The sequence below is a fragment of the Citrobacter sp. C348 genome, assembly GCF_047467975.1.
In the GTDB taxonomy this organism is placed as follows: domain Bacteria; phylum Pseudomonadota; class Gammaproteobacteria; order Enterobacterales; family Enterobacteriaceae; genus Citrobacter; species Citrobacter gillenii.
Map to the genome: position 1 here is coordinate 42864 of NZ_JASJUJ010000005.1, position 15166 is coordinate 58029.

Below are 15166 nucleotides of genomic sequence, written 5' to 3' on the forward strand. Positions count from 1 at the left end.
TTAGATCTGAACCTTAGCTGTAAGCATAATCATAGAATTATCATAACCTAGCGTTCTGATGACTTCCTGATTGTCGTTGGGACCGATATAAAACGAGTCAGTATCCTTATTAGAATTCAATGTATCTAACTGATATTTAATTGCAAAATTCACTGATGGCGTGTAGTCATAGCTCATAGTTACGCTAAATACACCCCTTTTATCATGGCGATCCTTGTTCTGTTTTTTATAGTCCTCCATGGTGTATGCATAGTCGAGGAGGGTAGAAAAGCGATTGCCCAACCAAAAATGCTGGTAAGAAATCCCATATTCAGTAACTAAAATATAGCCCCCAACTTCCGACGGATCTTTAATACTTTGCGACGAACGCGCGGTGAAAGCAGACTGCTGTAACGGTTTCCACTCCCCTTTTATATCCCAGTTTAGACCATTAAAATCATGCGAGTTTGGATCGTTTTCAAATGTTTTGTATAACCATGAAATATTCATGTCGACATTCGTTTTACCCGTCAACTGCGATTTCAGGCCGTAAAGCAAATAGTATTCATTACTGTCTTTTTCTGAATTATTATCGTAATGGCGCTGATTAGTAATAAAGCTATAGCGAAAACGTGTTCTCGACGTGTACTGGTCAAATATCTCCGCAACCAAGCTATTCTCATGCCATTCCTGCTGCTGAATGTAAGTATAAAAATCTTTACTGGTATCCTGAACATCCGACGTATTACCGAACGTCAGCTTTTTGTATAACAACGCCAGTTCCGCTTTACCGCGCCCATCCGGCGCGCCGTAGCTGTAGCGCAGTTCACTGTTGATAAAATTGGTCGTCAGTGGAGATTTAATCCCATACTGGCGAAACTGGCTTGGCAAAAAACCCTCAGTAATATCGCGACCACGATCTTCATGCCCAAGCGAATCTTCCAGATTCAGGGTTAGGCCGTGCATTTGTCCGTAACGCCAGGCACCGTTAAAACGGAAAAAATGATCGTTGTAGTTATCCGCAGAATCGCTGGAGTAGTGGCGATAATCCCCCGAATACATCAGCAAATACGTATCCTGACCGCGCTCGCCGATCATACTCAGCACGGGCGCAGCACTCTGAAAGGCGGAACCTTTCGCATCGCGGTTATGTGGCTGATATGTCACGTTATCATCATAACCATAATCCACAGCAACCTTGCCCTGGAAGTCGATCCCCGCAAAGCCAATGTGTGATTTCGGTGTCAGATCAGCCCATGCGGACTGCGATATCACGATTCCGGTAATAACGAGTATTTTAGTATGCATTCTTACCGACAAATCCTTTGAAAATAGTTTTAATAATAATTTTTATATCCAACCATAATGACCAGTTTTGAATATACTCAATGTCATACTGGACACGTTTTTCCATCTTATAGAGCGCATCGATTTCCCCACGAAACCCGTTAATCTGCGCGAGACCGGTGATCCCTGGCTTCACTTTATGGCGGATCATGTAATTTTCGACCTGCTTACGGTACTGCTCGTTATGCGTAACCGCATGCGGTCTGGGACCGACAATCGACATACTGCCCTGCAACACATTAATAAATTGCGGCAGTTCATCGAGCGAGGTGCGACGTAAAAAACTACCGAATTTCGTCACCCGTGGATCGTTCTTCGTAGCCTGAATAACGGTGTCAGAATTCTCCATCACCCGCATTGAGCGAAACTTCCAGACCTTAATTTTTTGCCCACTCAGACCATAGCGGTCTTGTTTGAAAAATACCGGGCCGCGCGAGGTGAGTTTGATCCCAATGGCGATGGCTAACATCAGTGAGGAGATCATCACCATGATGAGACTCCCGAGGACCAGATCTTCAGCCCGCTTAATAAACGATCCTGCACCTTCAAACGGCGAGCTAAAAATGCCGATGGTTTGCAGGTTGTGGATCGAGCGCAGCTTGGACATATTGTTACTGTAGGTATAAAAGTCAGGCACAATATAGGTATCGACCGTGGTATCAGACATCATCGCCAAAAAATGACGAATGCGCTGTAACGCCACCATCGGTAGCGCAATATAGATCTCATCTATATTCCCATTTTTCGCTTCTTCAACTAAATTTATGACCGAACCGCGAAAGGGGCTTTTTATTTTATCAACCACATCACCACAACGTTCTGGACTGCGCTCATCATAAAACGCCAGGTCTAACTTGATGTTGGCGTATTCCGTAGTCAACGCATTTTCCGCCGCCAGACCATTCTCAGTCAGGCCAATAACGGCAACACGCACATATTTTTTTGTTGAATATTTAAAAAGAAAAAAACGAATAGAATAGAGAAAAGGCAGTGGAATAAAATACCAGTAGATGATGGCAGAGCAAAAAGGAGGTGCCAGAGGCTCGAGGTATCCCAGTGACTCAGGTTCAGCTACCGTCATGCTCAGCAGTTCGTTAAAAAAAATAGCCAGCAGCGTGCACGAAATCAGCCGTTTCTGATTACGTAAACCAATGGTTTTTATCTTTTGCTGATACATTTTAGTGTATTCAGCAAACAACAAAAACATCAGCGAGAAGATCACACTGAGGATAACAATCGTCGAAAACGGCACGATCCCTAGCAGATGCGCGCTAAAAATTAACGTAATATTGATAACAAGGAAATCGACCAGTTTTAAAAAGACTGGATATCCTTGACTGCTAATCTTTAGCGAATTCTTAAGCATATCTCAGCCTATTATCGGTTGATCTTTAATTGTTTTTTTCTCATCTCATATTGTTAATTATATCACAAGCTTAAAAAGCGCAATGTTGGACTGTCAGTAAATGTAAAAATAAATATTACAGAATGTGACAACGATCGCAAGTGAAATTTACATCATTATGATTTTATTGATTATTAAAATTTATAACATTTATTTTTAATGATTAGGAAAGATGATTCTCTGCGAAAAATATATTATTGACAGATAACCATTCGTCGACTAGCAAAATAGTTTATGCCTGATTATTATTAGCGGCTTTAACCCGCGACGCATAAAAACCGCACCCGCACGCTTAACCCTCCCAGAGTTTCACTGCGCGACAGCTGCGGATGCGTGCGGTGCAGGCGAGCAATATCATTGACCAGCGCCAGCCCAATCCCCGCCCCGGGAACATTGCCCACGTTATCCAGCCGATGAAACGGTAACAGCGCCTGATGCACCCGATCGTCATCAATACCGGGGCCACTGTCTTCAACCACCAGCACCACGCTTTCTCCCTCACGCAGCAGCCGGGCGGTGACCATCCCCTGTGCAGGCGTGTATTTCAGCGCATTATCCAGCAGATTTCCGCACAGTTCGCCGAGCAGAACATCATCCCCTTCAATCCACACCGCCTGTTGTTCCCCTTCATAGCCGAGATCGATGGCTTTGCTGCGCGCCTGCGCCAGGCGAGTAAAACAGCTGGTTTGCACCACCTCAAACAGATTAACCGGTGAGAAGTGTCTTTCTCCCTGCTCTTTGCGCTTCACGGCAGAAAGCTGTAACAATCGCTCCGTCAATTGAATGGTGCTGTCGAGGGTAGTGCTCATGGCCTGTAAACTCTCATACCACTGCTGCGGCTGCGGGCTGGCAAGGGCTACCGCAGCCTGCGTTTTTAGCACCGCCAGCGGGGTTTTTAGCTGATGAGAAGCATCTGCGCTGAAGCGCTCCTGGCGCGATATCAGCGCGCGTAGCCGATCAATGTAGCGATTGAAGGCCACGATCAGCAAACGAGTTTCCGACCACGGCAGCAGCTCCGGCAGTGGCGTCAGTAGCCCCGGCTCGCGGCGTACCATCAATGATGACAGCTGGCGCATCGGGCGTAATACCCGTCGCAGCAGCCAGCCGACCAGCACCAGCGTCAGCAGTACCAGCAGCCCCTGGGATACCCAGGATGAGAACAGCAGCTGTCGCGCCAGATAGCGTCGTGATTGCAGCGTTTCGGCGACATAAATCTCCGCCATACCGACAATCCCGCCTTCATTCACCGGCTGGAGCAGGCGTGCCACACGAATAGCCTCCCCGCGATATTCAGTATGATAAAACCACGCCAGCGCCGGGTATAGCCGGGTGCGCGAGGTGGAAGGCGGCATCGCCGGCAAATCGTCATAGCCAGAAATGACCTTCCCCGTCGGATCCACCACCTTGTAGTACAGCCGATCGTTCATGTTCAGCTCAAAGCTGTCCAGTACCACCCACGGTACGTTGACTTCCAGACGTTTATTGCGCACCACCAGCCGCTCGGATACCGTTCTCGCCGATGAGAGCAGCGTCCGGTCATACGCCTGAGTCGCCGCCTGCAGAGCACTGACATAGCTGTTAAACGCCGACAGCCCCCACAGCAGTAGCAGCGGTAAGCCAAGGAACATCAGCAGTTGCAGATACAGCGACTGCGGCTTAACCCACTTCATCACTGCGCTCCAGCACATAGCCCAGGCCGCGCAGGGTCGCGATACGCACGTCGCTGCCGTTCAGTTTTTTACGCAAACGGTGGATGTAAAGTTCAATACTTTCGGGGCTGACCTCATCGCTCAGGCTGAAGACCTGTTCAAACAACTGCTGGCGCGAGACCGGACGCAACCGTCGGTACATCAGCACCGTCAGCAGCGCCTGTTCGCGCGGCGTCAGCGCCAGCGGTTGTCCCTGCAGCAGAAAATAACCCTCATCATGAAACGCCAGCTCACCGAGTTGCTGTATACCCTGCACTTGCCCCGCGCTACGCCGCAGCAGCGCCCGCAGCCTGGCATCCAGCTCTTCAAGCTCAAACGGTTTTGCCAGGTAATCATCCGCACCGGCGTTAAGCCCTTTTACCCGATCCGCCACCGCACTACGTGCTGTCAGCAGCAAAACGGGAAGTGTTTGCCCGCGCTTACGCAGCCGCTGAACCACCTCAAGACCGTCCAGCCCAGGCATATTGATGTCCAGCACCGCCAGCGCATAGGTTTCACTGTGTAACAGGTGATCGGCCGCCAGACCATCAAACACGCAGTCAACGGCAAAACCGTTTTGCACCAGCGCTTTCTCCAGCCAGTGAGCCAACTCACGGTTATCTTCCGCTAATAAGAGACGCATATCACATCCTGTAAAGTTTCTGCCGCATTGAAAGGGAATTGAAAGGTTAATGTTTTAACAATCACGCAACCGAACTGCTACACATCGGCTCACATAATCACAAAAATAATCTTCCGTACCCGAAATCCGGTCATCCGGCGTGAGGATAAATAATGAAAAAACAATTACTTCGTACCCTTACTGCAAGCATGTTACTGATGAGTACCTCTGTTCTGGCGGAACAAGCGCCTTCACGCACCGAATGTATCGCCCCGGCAAAACCCGGCGGCGGTTTTGACCTCACCTGTAAGCTGATTCAGGTGAGCATGATGGAAACCGGCGCCATCGAAAAACCGATGCGCGTGACCTATATGCCTGGCGGCGTCGGGGCGGTCGCCTATAACGCCATCGTCGCCCAACGCCCTGCCGAAGCGGGCACCGTGGTGGCCTTCTCCGGCGGGTCGCTGCTGAACCTGTCGCAGGGCAAATTTGGCCGCTACGGCGTCGACGATGTGCGCTGGCTGGCAAGCGTCGGCACCGACTACGGCATGATTGCCGTGCGCAACGATGCCCCATGGAAAACGCTGAAAGACCTGCTGACAGCCATGGAGAAAGACCCCAACAGCGTGGTGATTGGTGCCGGTGCCTCTATTGGCAGTCAGGACTGGATGAAGTCGGCGCTGCTGGCGCAAAAAGCCAACGTCGATCCACACAAGATGCGCTACGTGGCGTTTGAGGGCGGCGGCGAGCCGGTGACTGCGCTGATGGGCAATCACGTGCAGGTGGTCTCCGGCGATCTCAGCGAGATGGTGCCGTATCTCAGCGGCGACAAAATCCGCGTCCTGGCGGTGTTCGCTGATCAACGTCTGCCGGGACAGTTAGCCAATGTGCCTACCGCCAAAGAGCAGGGATATGACCTCGTGTGGCCGATCATCCGCGGCTTCTACGTCGGGCCAAAAGTCAGCGACGCCGAGTATCAATGGTGGGTGGACGCCTTTGCCAAACTCCAACAAACCGATGAATTTAAAAAGCAACGCGATCTTCGCGGTCTGTTTGAATTCAACATGAGTGGGCAACAACTCGACGCCTACGTGAAGAAGCAGGTCACCGATTATCGTGAGCAGGCAAAAGCCTTCGGTCTGGCTAAATAAGCGCAGGGGCAACAATGATGAGCGATCGTATTTTTGCGGGTATCTGGCTGTTGCTCTGTATAGCCGGGCTGTTCGTGGCCTGGCAAATAACCAGCGAATACAGCTATGAGCCGGTCGGCCCGCGTCCCTTTCCGCTGGGCATTATCGGCCTGATGTTGCTGTGCGCCGTGGCGTTACTCCTGCGCCACCCGGACACCATCAGCTGGCCTCCTCGCCATGTGCTGCAAAAGTTGCTGACGATGGTGATTATTCTGTTTATGTACGCCTGGGGATTCGAGTGGCTGGGCTTTCCGATTGCCACCGCCATTCTCACCGTGGTGATTGGCCTGCTGTTCGGGGCCACCATCCCGGCGGCGGGTATTTCCGGATCGGTTCTCGGCATTTTACTGTGGTATGCCTTCGATCGGCTGCTTGACGTCACCTTACCGCTCGGCGCCTGGCTGAGTTAACGGAGAAACGATGGATACCTGGATATATCTTTCTCAGGGTTTTGCGGTGGCGATGACGCCGGAAAACCTGGTTATCGCCTTGATCGGCTGTTTTGTCGGCACTATTGTCGGGCTGTTGCCGGGACTCGGTCCCATTAACGGCGTGGCGATCCTGCTGCCGCTGGCTTTTGCGTTGCACCTGCCCGCAGAGTCCGCGCTGATCCTGCTGGCGACCGTTTACATCGGCTGCGAATACGGCGGGCGAATCTCGTCGATTCTGCTGAACGTACCCGGTGATGCCGCCGCCATTATGACCGCCCTCGACGGCTACCCGATGGCACAGCAAGGACGCGGCGGCGTGGCTCTCTCTATCTCGGCGGTCAGCTCTTTCTTTGGCTCGCTGATCGCCATCGGCGGCATCATTCTGTTTGCTCCGGCTCTGGCTCAATGGTCGCTGGCCTTCGGTCCGGCAGAATACTTTGCCCTAATGGTCTTCGCCATTGCCTGCCTCGGCAGCATGATGGCGCAAAACCCGCTGAAATCCTTTCTGGCAGCGCTAATCGGTCTTGGCCTTGCGACCGTCGGCGTAGACGCCAACACCGGGGTATATCGCTTCACCTTTGACAGTGTCCATCTCTCCGACGGCGTGCAGTTTATCGTGGTGGTGATTGGGCTGTTCTCTGTCTCAGAAATCCTGTTAATGCTGGAACATACCAGCAGCGGTCAGGCGCTGGTACGTAAAACCGGCCGCATGATGTTCAACGCCAAAGAAGGCGCGCAATGCGTGGGCGCGACGCTGCGCTCGTCGGTAATCGGCTTTTTTGTCGGCGTGTTGCCCGGTGCCGGGGCCACCATCGCCAGCGCTATCACCTACATGACCGAGAAAAAGCTTAGCGGTAACAGCGACAGCTTCGGTAAAGGGGATATTCGCGGCGTTGCCGCACCGGAGGCGGCAAACAACGCCTCGGCCTGCGGCTCGTTTATTCCGATGCTGACGCTCGGCGTACCCGGCTCCGGCACCACGGCGGTGATGATGGGCGCGCTGACGCTGTACAACATCACCCCGGGTCCGGCGATGTTTACCGAGCAACCGGACATCGTCTGGGGATTGATTGCGGCGCTGTTGATTGCCAACGTCATGCTGCTGGTGATGAACATCCCGCTGATCGGTCTGTTTACACGCATGTTGACCATCCCGCTGTGGTTTTTGGTCCCGGCCATCGCGGCGGTCTCCGCAGTTGGTGTGTACGCGGTACACAGTACGACGTTCGATCTGGTGCTGATGGTTGGCCTCGGCGTATTCGGCTACATTTTGCGTAAAATGCACTTCCCGATGTCGCCGTTGATTTTAGGCTTTGTACTGGGCGAAATGCTGGAACAGAACCTGCGCCGCGCGCTGTCGATCAGTAACGGCAGTATGGATATTCTGTGGGCCAGCGGCGTGGCAAAAGTCCTGCTGGCGATGGCGGTGATGGTTATCGTGATCCCACCGGTGCTGCGCCTGATCCGCAAGCGCAACCGCAAACCGCAGGTGGATATCGGCTAATAATAGGCCGGATGGGGCGCTGACGCGTCTAGTCCGGCCTACAATAGCTACCTCCCGTAGGCCGGATTAGCGCAGCGCCATCCGGCATTTTTATTTTCAGCGTAACCCCTGCGTGCCTTCCAGCATATGCTCGACAAACCGCGTCAGTTTCGGCAAGGGGCGTAAATCCTGACGCCACAGCAGATGAATCGGTCGCGGCTGTGGCGTAAAGCCCTCCAGCACCCGAACCAGTTTGCCGCTGGCAAGCTCGTCCGCCAGTAACACCTCCGGCTGCAACAGCAACCCCGCGCCCGCCACCGCCGCCATGCGCAGACCGTGACCATCGTTACAACGCAGGATGGCATCACGTTTCCATCTGACTTCACCTTCCATACCCGGCAACGTCCATTCGTTACGCGCCGTCCATACAGTGTGGGACAAGCACAGATGATCCACCAGATCTGCAGGCGTTCGGGGCGTACCGTGACGCGCCAGATAGTCCGCTGACGCGCAGATCGCCATACGGTACGGGCACAGGAATTTTGCTACCACATCCGTCTGATGAATATCGCCGATGCGGATCGCCAGATCGACCCCCTCGTCCACCAGATCAACCATCCGGTTGGTGAGATCCAGTTCAATACGCACTTCGGGCCAGCGTTGTAAAAAAGCCGCGGCCAGCGGCGAAACGACACAGGCGCCAAAAGACGTGGGAGCGCTGATACGCAGCGTCCCCGCCGGTGCCAGCCGCAGTCGTTCCACCGAGCGTTCGGCTATCGACACCTGCTCCAGCACCCGCCGTGCTTCCTCAACATAGACGCGCCCGGCGTCGGTCAGACTCTGGCGACGGGTGTTGCGCTCCAGCAGTCGCGTACCGAGCTGCGCTTCCAGCAGCGCGATATATTTCCCCACCATCACCGCCGACATCTCCAGTCGCGTTGCCGCCCCGGTAAAGCTGCCGCTTTCCACCACGGCGATAAACGTTTCCATGCCGCGTAGCTTATCCATATTACAAACCTCTGGTTAGCAATCATCTAACTTTTAGCCAGTTTATCCGATTTCATTTTCATTAAAGAATAACGGCTCACACAATTGCGGAGGTGGTTATGAAAATCGTCATTATTGGTGCCAGCGGTACCGTCGGTCGCGCAGTCGCAGAAGAACTGGGTCGTAAACATGAGATTGTTCGCGTGGGCCGCACGCAGGGTGATTACCAGGTCGATATCACCTCGCAAGAGAGCGTACAGGCGCTGTTTGAAAAAATCGGTCGGGTGGATGCGATCGTTTCCGCCACCGGTAGCCTGTTCTTTGGCCCCCTGTCGACCATGACCGACGGCGAGTTTAATCAGGGGTTGCAGGATAAATTGCTAGGCCAGGTGCGGCTGGCATTGACCGGGCAGCATTACCTCAACGAGGGCGGCTCGATTACGCTGATTAGCGGCATTATCGCCCATGAGCCGATTGCGCAAGGGGCAAGTGCTGCCACGGTCAACGCCGGACTGGAAGGGTTTGTACGCGCCGCAGCCTGCGAATTAGGGCGCGGCATACGCATTAACCTGATAAGCCCCACCGTGCTGAGTGAATCCGCTGCGGCGTATGACGGTTTCTTCCCTGGCTTTGAAAGCGTCCCCGCCGCCACGGTCGCTAACGCCTATCGCCGCAGCGTCGAAGGCATTCAAACCGGTCGTATTTACAAAGTCGGCTACTGATATTGTGGCTGTCGCGGCGCTCCGCCAGCGGCAGCCTGATTAACCCTCTGTTTTAAAAGATCCTTCTCCGTATATCCTCCCGCTCCGCGTAATTACCCTCACCTTTTATAATGTTAAATATTTGTTGTTTTGGATCGCAAATAATAAACAAACAAGTTCATTCTGTGCGCGTTTTCCAAAAATGTAGATATTTTTAATTTATGGCTACGAAACGAGCAGCACCATGTCTCCCTGACAATCTACTGAGAGGATCGATTCTGATGAACGCACTGACTGCCGTACAACCGAACGCTGAAGATCCAGCCCAGCACTACCGTGGCTTCACGCTGAAACCGTCAGCCCAGTCACCACGCCTGCTGGAGCTGACGTTTTCTGCCCAAACCGCTGAGCAATTTCTGCAGGCCGTGGCGCAATGGCCGGTGCAGGCGCTGGAATACAAATCCTTCCTGCGCTTCAAAGTGGCAAACATCCTCGACGACTTGTGCGGCAATCAGCTGCAACCGTTGCTGCTAAAAACGTTGCTGGATCGCGCCGAAGGTGCATTGCTGATCAACGCGGAAGGTGTCGATGACGTGGCGCAGGCAGAGGAGATGGTCAAACTGGCAACGGCAGTGGCGCATCTGATCGGCCGCTCCAACTTTGATGCGATGAGCGGTCAGTACTACGCGCGTTTCGTGGTGAAAAACGTCGATAACTCCGACAGCTACCTGCGCCAGCCACACCGCGTGATGGAGCTGCATAACGACGGCACCTACCTCGAAGAGATCACCGACTACGTGCTGATGATGAAAATCGATGAGCAGAACATGACCGGCGGCAATTCGCTGCTGCTGCACCTCGACGACTGGGAACATCTGGAAAACTACTTCACCCATCCGCTGGCCCGCCGCCCAATGCGTTTTGCCGCGCCGCCAAGCAAAAACGTCAGCCAGGACGTGTTTCATCCGGTGTTTGACGTCGACCAGCAGGGTCGCCCGGTAATGCGCTACATCGACCAGTTCGTCCAGCCAAAAGATTATGAAGAGGGTGTCTGGCTAAGCGCGCTCTCCGATGCGCTGGAGACCAGCAAAAGCATCCTGTCCGTTCCGGTTTCGGTCGGTAAATTCCTGCTGATCAACAACCTGTTCTGGCTGCACGGGCGCGATCGCTTCACGTCGCATCCGGACCTGCGCCGCGAACTGATGCGCCAGCGTGGTTACTTTGCCTACGCTACAAACCACTACCAGACGCATCAGTAAGCGCGAAGGAATTAAGCGGATGTATGATTTTGTGATTATTGGCGGCGGCATTATCGGCATGTCGACCGCCATGCAGCTGATTGATGTCTACCCGGACGCCAGAATTGCTCTGCTGGAAAAAGAGTCCGGTCCGGCCTGTCATCAGACGGGCCACAACAGCGGAGTGATCCATGCCGGGGTCTATTACACCCCCGGCAGCCTGAAGGCGAAGTTTTGTCTGGCCGGTAATCTCGCCACCAAAGCCTTTTGCGATCAAAACGGCATCCGCTATGACGTCTGTGGAAAGATGCTGGTCGCCACCTCAACGCTTGAAATGGAGCGTATGCGCGCCCTGTGGGATCGCACCGCCGCCAACGGTCTTGAGCGCGAATGGCTCAATGCCGAAGAACTGCACGAGCGCGAGCCTAACATCACCGGGCTGGGCGGGATTTTTGTGCCATCAAGCGGGATCGTCAGCTACCGCGACGTCACCGCCGCGATGGCGAGAATTTTCCAGGCCAAAGGCGGCGAGATTGTTTACAACGCCGAAGTCAGCGGCCTGAAAGAACACGCTGCGGGCGTTATCGTACACACCCGCCAGGGCCAGGAGTATGAGGGTGCTACGCTGATTAGCTGCTCCGGGTTGATGGCTGACCGACTGGTGAAAATGCTCGGCGTTGAGCCGGGCTTTATCATCTGTCCGTTTCGCGGGGAATACTTCCGTCTGGCGCCGGAACATAACCACATCGTCAACCACCTGATCTACCCGATCCCCGATCCGGCAATGCCGTTTCTCGGCGTACATCTCACCCGCATGATCGATGGCAGCGTCACGGTCGGCCCCAACGCGGTGCTGGCGTTTAAGCGTGAAGGCTATCGTAAACGTGATATTTCGTTGACTGACACGCTGGAAATCCTCGGCTCTTCCGGCATCCGTCGGGTGCTGCAAAACAATTTACGTTCCGGCTTAAGCGAGATGAAAAACTCGCTGTGCAAAAGCGGCTACCTGCGCCGGGTACAAAAATACTGCCCGAGCCTGACGCTAAAAGACCTGCAGCCCTGGCCTGCGGGCGTGCGGGCACAGGCGGTATCGCCGGATGGCAAACTGATTGACGACTTCCTGTTTGTCACCACCCCGCGCTCGATTCACACCTGCAACGCGCCGTCTCCGGCGGCGACGTCGGCTCTCCCCATCGGGGCGCATATCGTCAGCAAAGTTCATGCGCTACTGGCAAACCAGAGTAATCCCGGACGCACGCTGCGTGCGGCACGTAGCGTGGAGACATTACACGCCGCCTTTACCCGTTAACCCTTTTACGACAGGACGCTATTATGCAACTTAACGATCCCACCTTATTTCGCCAGCAGGCGCTGATTGACGGCCACTGGCGCGACGCCAACGGCGGCGAAACTATCGCGGTGACCAATCCCGCCAACGGTCAGCAATTGGGTAGCGTACCGAAAATGGGCGCGGATGAAACCCGTGAAGCCATTGAGGCAGCTAACCGTGCACTGCCTGCCTGGCGTGCGCTAACCGCCAAAGAGCGGGCGACGATTCTGCGCCGCTGGTTCAACCTGATGATTGAGCACCAGGACGATCTCGCCCGCCTGATGACACTCGAACAAGGTAAGCCGCTGGCGGAAGCCAAAGGCGAAATCACCTATGCCGCCTCCTTTATTGAATGGTTTGCCGAGGAAGGTAAACGCATTTATGGCGACACCATTCCCGGCCATCAGGCCGATAAACGCCTGATCGTCATTAAGCAGCCCATTGGTGTCACCGCCGCAATTACGCCGTGGAACTTCCCGTCGGCAATGATCACCCGCAAAGCTGGTCCGGCGCTGGCCGCAGGCTGCACCATGGTGCTTAAACCCGCCAGCCAGACGCCGTTCTCCGCGCTGGCGCTGGCAGAATTGGCTAACCGCGCCGGGATCCCAGCAGGCGTCTTCAGCGTGGTCACCGGTTCGGCGGGCGCGGTCGGCAATGAGCTCACCAGCAACCCGCTGGTGCGCAAGCTGTCGTTTACCGGCTCCACCGAAATTGGTCGCCAGCTCATGCAGCAGTGTGCCAAAGACATCAAAAAAGTGTCGCTGGAGCTGGGCGGCAACGCGCCGTTTATCGTTTTTGACGATGCCGATCTCGACAAAGCGGTCGAAGGCGCGCTGGCCTCGAAGTTCCGCAACGCCGGGCAGACCTGCGTCTGCGCCAACCGTCTGTATGTGCAGGATGGCGTGTATGAGCGCTTTGCCGAAAAACTTCAGCAAGCCGTAAGCAAGCTGCATCTCGGCGATGGCTTGCAACCTGACGTCACTACCGGACCGCTGATCGATGAAAAAGCGGTCGCTAAAGTAGAGGAACATATTGCCGATGCGCTGGATAAAGGCGCCCGGATTATCAGCGGCGGTAAAGCCCACGCGCTGGGCGGCAATTTCTTCCAGCCAACCATCCTGGTCGACGTGCCCAACCATGCCAAAGTGGCCAAAGAAGAGACCTTCGGCCCGCTGGCACCGCTGTTCCGCTTTAAAGACGAAGCTGACGTCATCGCGCAGGCCAACGATACCGAGTTCGGCCTGGCCGCCTATTTCTACGCCCGTGATTTGAGCCGCGTCTTCCGCGTCGGTGAAGCGCTGGAGTACGGCATTGTCGGCATTAACACCGGCATTATCTCCAACGAAGTCGCTCCCTTTGGTGGCATCAAAGCCTCCGGTCTTGGCCGTGAAGGATCGAAATACGGCATCGAAGACTATTTAGAAATCAAATACATGTGTATCGGACTTTAATAAAACAATACTGGAGAACACCTGATGAGCACCAATAAAGAACTCATGCAACGTCGTAGCAACGCAGTTCCACGTGGCGTAGGACAGATCCACCCGATTTTTGCCGAACGCGCAGAAAACTGCCGGGTCTGGGACGTTGAAGGGCGTGAATTCCTTGATTTTGCTGGCGGCATCGCGGTGCTGAACACCGGCCACCTGCACCCACAGATTGTCTCTGCGGTAGAAGCGCAGTTGAAAAAGCTGTCGCATACCTGCTTCCAGGTACTGGCCTACGAGCCGTACCTCGAACTGTGTGAAATCATGAACCAAAAGGTGCCGGGCGATTTCGCCAAGAAAACCCTGCTGGTGACCACCGGCTCCGAAGCGGTGGAGAACGCGGTAAAAATTGCCCGCGCCGCCACCAAACGCAGCGGTACCATTGCCTTTAGCGGCGCTTACCATGGCCGAACCCACTACACCCTGTCGCTAACCGGAAAGGTAAACCCTTACTCAGCCGGTATGGGGCTGATGCCGGGCCATGTTTATCGCGCCCTGTATCCTTGTGCGCTGCATGACATCAGCGAAGACGATGCCATCGCCAGTATCCACCGCATCTTCAAAAACGATGCCGCACCGGAAGACATTGCCGCCATCGTCATTGAACCTATCCAGGGCGAAGGCGGTTTCTATGCCGCCTCCCCTGCCTTTATGCAGCGCCTGCGCGCCATTTGTGACGAGCATGGGATCATGCTGATTGCCGATGAAGTCCAGAGCGGCGCGGGCCGTACCGGCACACTGTTCGCGATGGAACAAATGGGCGTCGCACCGGATCTCACCACCTTCGCCAAATCCATTGCTGGCGGTTTCCCGTTGGCGGGCGTGACCGGACGCGCCGAGGTGATGGACGCGATCCCACCGGGCGGTCTGGGCGGCACCTATGCCGGGAACCCGATTGCCTGCGCCGCCGCGCTGGCGGTGTTGAACATCTTCGAGCAGGAAAATCTGCTGCAAAAAGCCAATGACCTCGGCAACACCCTGCGCAACGGCCTGCTGGCGATTGCCGAAACCCACCGTGAGATTGGTGACGTACGTGGCCTGGGGGCGATGATTGCGATTGAACTGTTTGAAGACGGCGATCGCCATAAGCCTAATGCGAAATTGACCGCCGAAATTGTCGCCCGCGCCCGTGATAAAGGGCTGATCCTGCTCTCCTGCGGACCGTACTACAACGTGCTGCGCATCCTCGTTCCACTGACCATTGAAGACGGGCAAATCCGCCAGGGGCTGGACATTATCGCCGAGTGTTTTGCCGAGGCGAAGCAAGGCTAAACCCCG

Annotated in this window: 13 protein-coding genes; 8 read left to right on the forward strand and 5 right to left on the reverse strand. The window is 54.6% G+C overall.

What is annotated here, in order from left to right; genetic code table 11:
• The 4 genes from QNN86_RS11345 to tctD form a co-directional block, all read right to left on the reverse strand.
• Complete coding sequence (locus tag QNN86_RS11345; protein ID WP_181617662.1) at positions 1 to 1287, reverse strand: outer membrane beta-barrel protein; 1287 nt, start codon at positions 1285 to 1287, stop codon at positions 1 to 3.
• On the reverse strand, positions 1277 to 2692 hold the full coding sequence (locus QNN86_RS11350; RefSeq protein WP_181617663.1) for an undecaprenyl-phosphate glucose phosphotransferase: 1416 nt from the start codon (positions 2690 to 2692) through the stop codon (positions 1277 to 1279). The genes QNN86_RS11345 and QNN86_RS11350 overlap by 11 nt, the downstream gene beginning before the upstream one ends.
• A 296-nt stretch (positions 2693 to 2988) precedes the next feature.
• Positions 2989 to 4401, reverse strand: coding sequence for a sensor histidine kinase (locus QNN86_RS11355; RefSeq protein ID WP_414211117.1), 1413 nt, complete (start codon positions 4399 to 4401; stop codon positions 2989 to 2991).
• Complete coding sequence (tctD, locus tag QNN86_RS11360; protein ID WP_115257666.1) at positions 4388 to 5062, reverse strand: transcriptional regulator TctD; 675 nt, start codon at positions 5060 to 5062, stop codon at positions 4388 to 4390. The genes QNN86_RS11355 and tctD overlap by 14 nt, the downstream gene beginning before the upstream one ends.
• Positions 5063 to 5214: 152 nt before the next feature.
• On the opposite strand from tctD, the gene QNN86_RS11365 reads away from it, so the two are divergent.
• Genes QNN86_RS11365 through QNN86_RS11375 form a run of 3 tightly spaced genes read left to right on the forward strand, consistent with a single transcriptional unit; the run spans position 5215 to position 8166 of the window.
• Positions 5215 to 6192, forward strand: a complete 978-nt coding sequence (locus QNN86_RS11365) for a Bug family tripartite tricarboxylate transporter substrate binding protein (RefSeq protein WP_414211118.1) — start codon at positions 5215 to 5217, stop codon at positions 6190 to 6192.
• A 14-nt stretch (positions 6193 to 6206) separates the two neighbouring features.
• Positions 6207 to 6641, forward strand: a complete 435-nt coding sequence (locus QNN86_RS11370) for a tripartite tricarboxylate transporter TctB family protein (RefSeq protein ID WP_414211119.1) — start codon at positions 6207 to 6209, stop codon at positions 6639 to 6641.
• A gap of 10 nt (positions 6642 to 6651) precedes the next feature.
• Positions 6652 to 8166 carry a tripartite tricarboxylate transporter permease gene (locus QNN86_RS11375; RefSeq protein ID WP_096756024.1) on the forward strand — a complete coding sequence of 505 codons (1515 nt, stop codon included), beginning with the start codon at positions 6652 to 6654 and terminating at the stop codon, positions 8164 to 8166.
• A gap of 96 nt (positions 8167 to 8262) precedes the next feature.
• Here QNN86_RS11375 and QNN86_RS11380 read toward each other — a convergent pair whose 3' ends face one another.
• Entirely contained in the window at positions 8263 to 9153 is an 891-nt protein-coding gene (locus tag QNN86_RS11380) for a LysR substrate-binding domain-containing protein (RefSeq protein WP_414211120.1), read from the reverse strand.
• Positions 9154 to 9251: 98 nt separating this feature from the next.
• On the opposite strand from QNN86_RS11380, the gene QNN86_RS11385 reads away from it, so the two are divergent.
• From QNN86_RS11385 to gabT, 5 genes are all read left to right on the forward strand, one after another.
• Entirely contained in the window at positions 9252 to 9854 is a 603-nt protein-coding gene (locus QNN86_RS11385; RefSeq protein WP_414211122.1) for a short chain dehydrogenase, read from the forward strand.
• Positions 9855 to 10114: 260 nt separating this feature from the next.
• Positions 10115 to 11092: a glutarate dioxygenase GlaH gene (gene glaH / locus QNN86_RS11390; protein ID WP_096756021.1), complete on the forward strand. Its 978-nt coding sequence runs from the start codon at positions 10115 to 10117 to the stop codon at positions 11090 to 11092.
• Between the two features lie 19 nt (positions 11093 to 11111).
• Positions 11112 to 12380, forward strand: coding sequence for an L-2-hydroxyglutarate oxidase (gene lhgO / locus QNN86_RS11395; protein ID WP_414211123.1), 1269 nt, complete (start codon positions 11112 to 11114; stop codon positions 12378 to 12380).
• Positions 12381 to 12403: 23 nt separating this feature from the next.
• Positions 12404 to 13852 carry an NADP-dependent succinate-semialdehyde dehydrogenase gene (gene gabD, locus QNN86_RS11400; RefSeq protein WP_096756019.1) on the forward strand — a complete coding sequence of 483 codons (1449 nt, stop codon included), beginning with the start codon at positions 12404 to 12406 and terminating at the stop codon, positions 13850 to 13852.
• Between the two features lie 24 nt (positions 13853 to 13876).
• Complete coding sequence (gene gabT / locus QNN86_RS11405) at positions 13877 to 15160, forward strand: 4-aminobutyrate--2-oxoglutarate transaminase (protein ID WP_414211124.1); 1284 nt, start codon at positions 13877 to 13879, stop codon at positions 15158 to 15160.
• The last annotated feature ends 6 nt before the right edge of the window (positions 15161 to 15166 follow it).

Excerpts from the sequence above, each read along its gene's own strand:
- QNN86_RS11345 (WP_181617662.1), bottom strand. The coding sequence starts at position 1,287 with ATGCATACTAAAATACTCGTTATTACCGGAATCGTGATATCGCAGTCC.
- QNN86_RS11350 (WP_181617663.1), bottom strand. The coding sequence starts at position 2,692 with ATGCTTAAGAATTCGCTAAAGATTAGCAGTCAAGGATATCCAGTCTTT.
- QNN86_RS11355 (WP_414211117.1), bottom strand. The coding sequence starts at position 4,401 with ATGAAGTGGGTTAAGCCGCAGTCGCTGTATCTGCAACTGCTGATGTTC.
- tctD (WP_115257666.1), bottom strand. The coding sequence starts at position 5,062 with ATGCGTCTCTTATTAGCGGAAGATAACCGTGAGTTGGCTCACTGGCTG.
- QNN86_RS11365 (WP_414211118.1), top strand. The coding sequence starts at position 5,215 with ATGAAAAAACAATTACTTCGTACCCTTACTGCAAGCATGTTACTGATG.
- QNN86_RS11370 (WP_414211119.1), top strand. The coding sequence starts at position 6,207 with ATGATGAGCGATCGTATTTTTGCGGGTATCTGGCTGTTGCTCTGTATA.
- QNN86_RS11375 (WP_096756024.1), top strand. The coding sequence starts at position 6,652 with ATGGATACCTGGATATATCTTTCTCAGGGTTTTGCGGTGGCGATGACG.
- QNN86_RS11380 (WP_414211120.1), bottom strand. The coding sequence starts at position 9,153 with ATGGATAAGCTACGCGGCATGGAAACGTTTATCGCCGTGGTGGAAAGC.
- QNN86_RS11385 (WP_414211122.1), top strand. The coding sequence starts at position 9,252 with ATGAAAATCGTCATTATTGGTGCCAGCGGTACCGTCGGTCGCGCAGTC.
- glaH (WP_096756021.1), top strand. The coding sequence starts at position 10,115 with ATGAACGCACTGACTGCCGTACAACCGAACGCTGAAGATCCAGCCCAG.
- lhgO (WP_414211123.1), top strand. The coding sequence starts at position 11,112 with ATGTATGATTTTGTGATTATTGGCGGCGGCATTATCGGCATGTCGACC.
- gabD (WP_096756019.1), top strand. The coding sequence starts at position 12,404 with ATGCAACTTAACGATCCCACCTTATTTCGCCAGCAGGCGCTGATTGAC.
- gabT (WP_414211124.1), top strand. The coding sequence starts at position 13,877 with ATGAGCACCAATAAAGAACTCATGCAACGTCGTAGCAACGCAGTTCCA.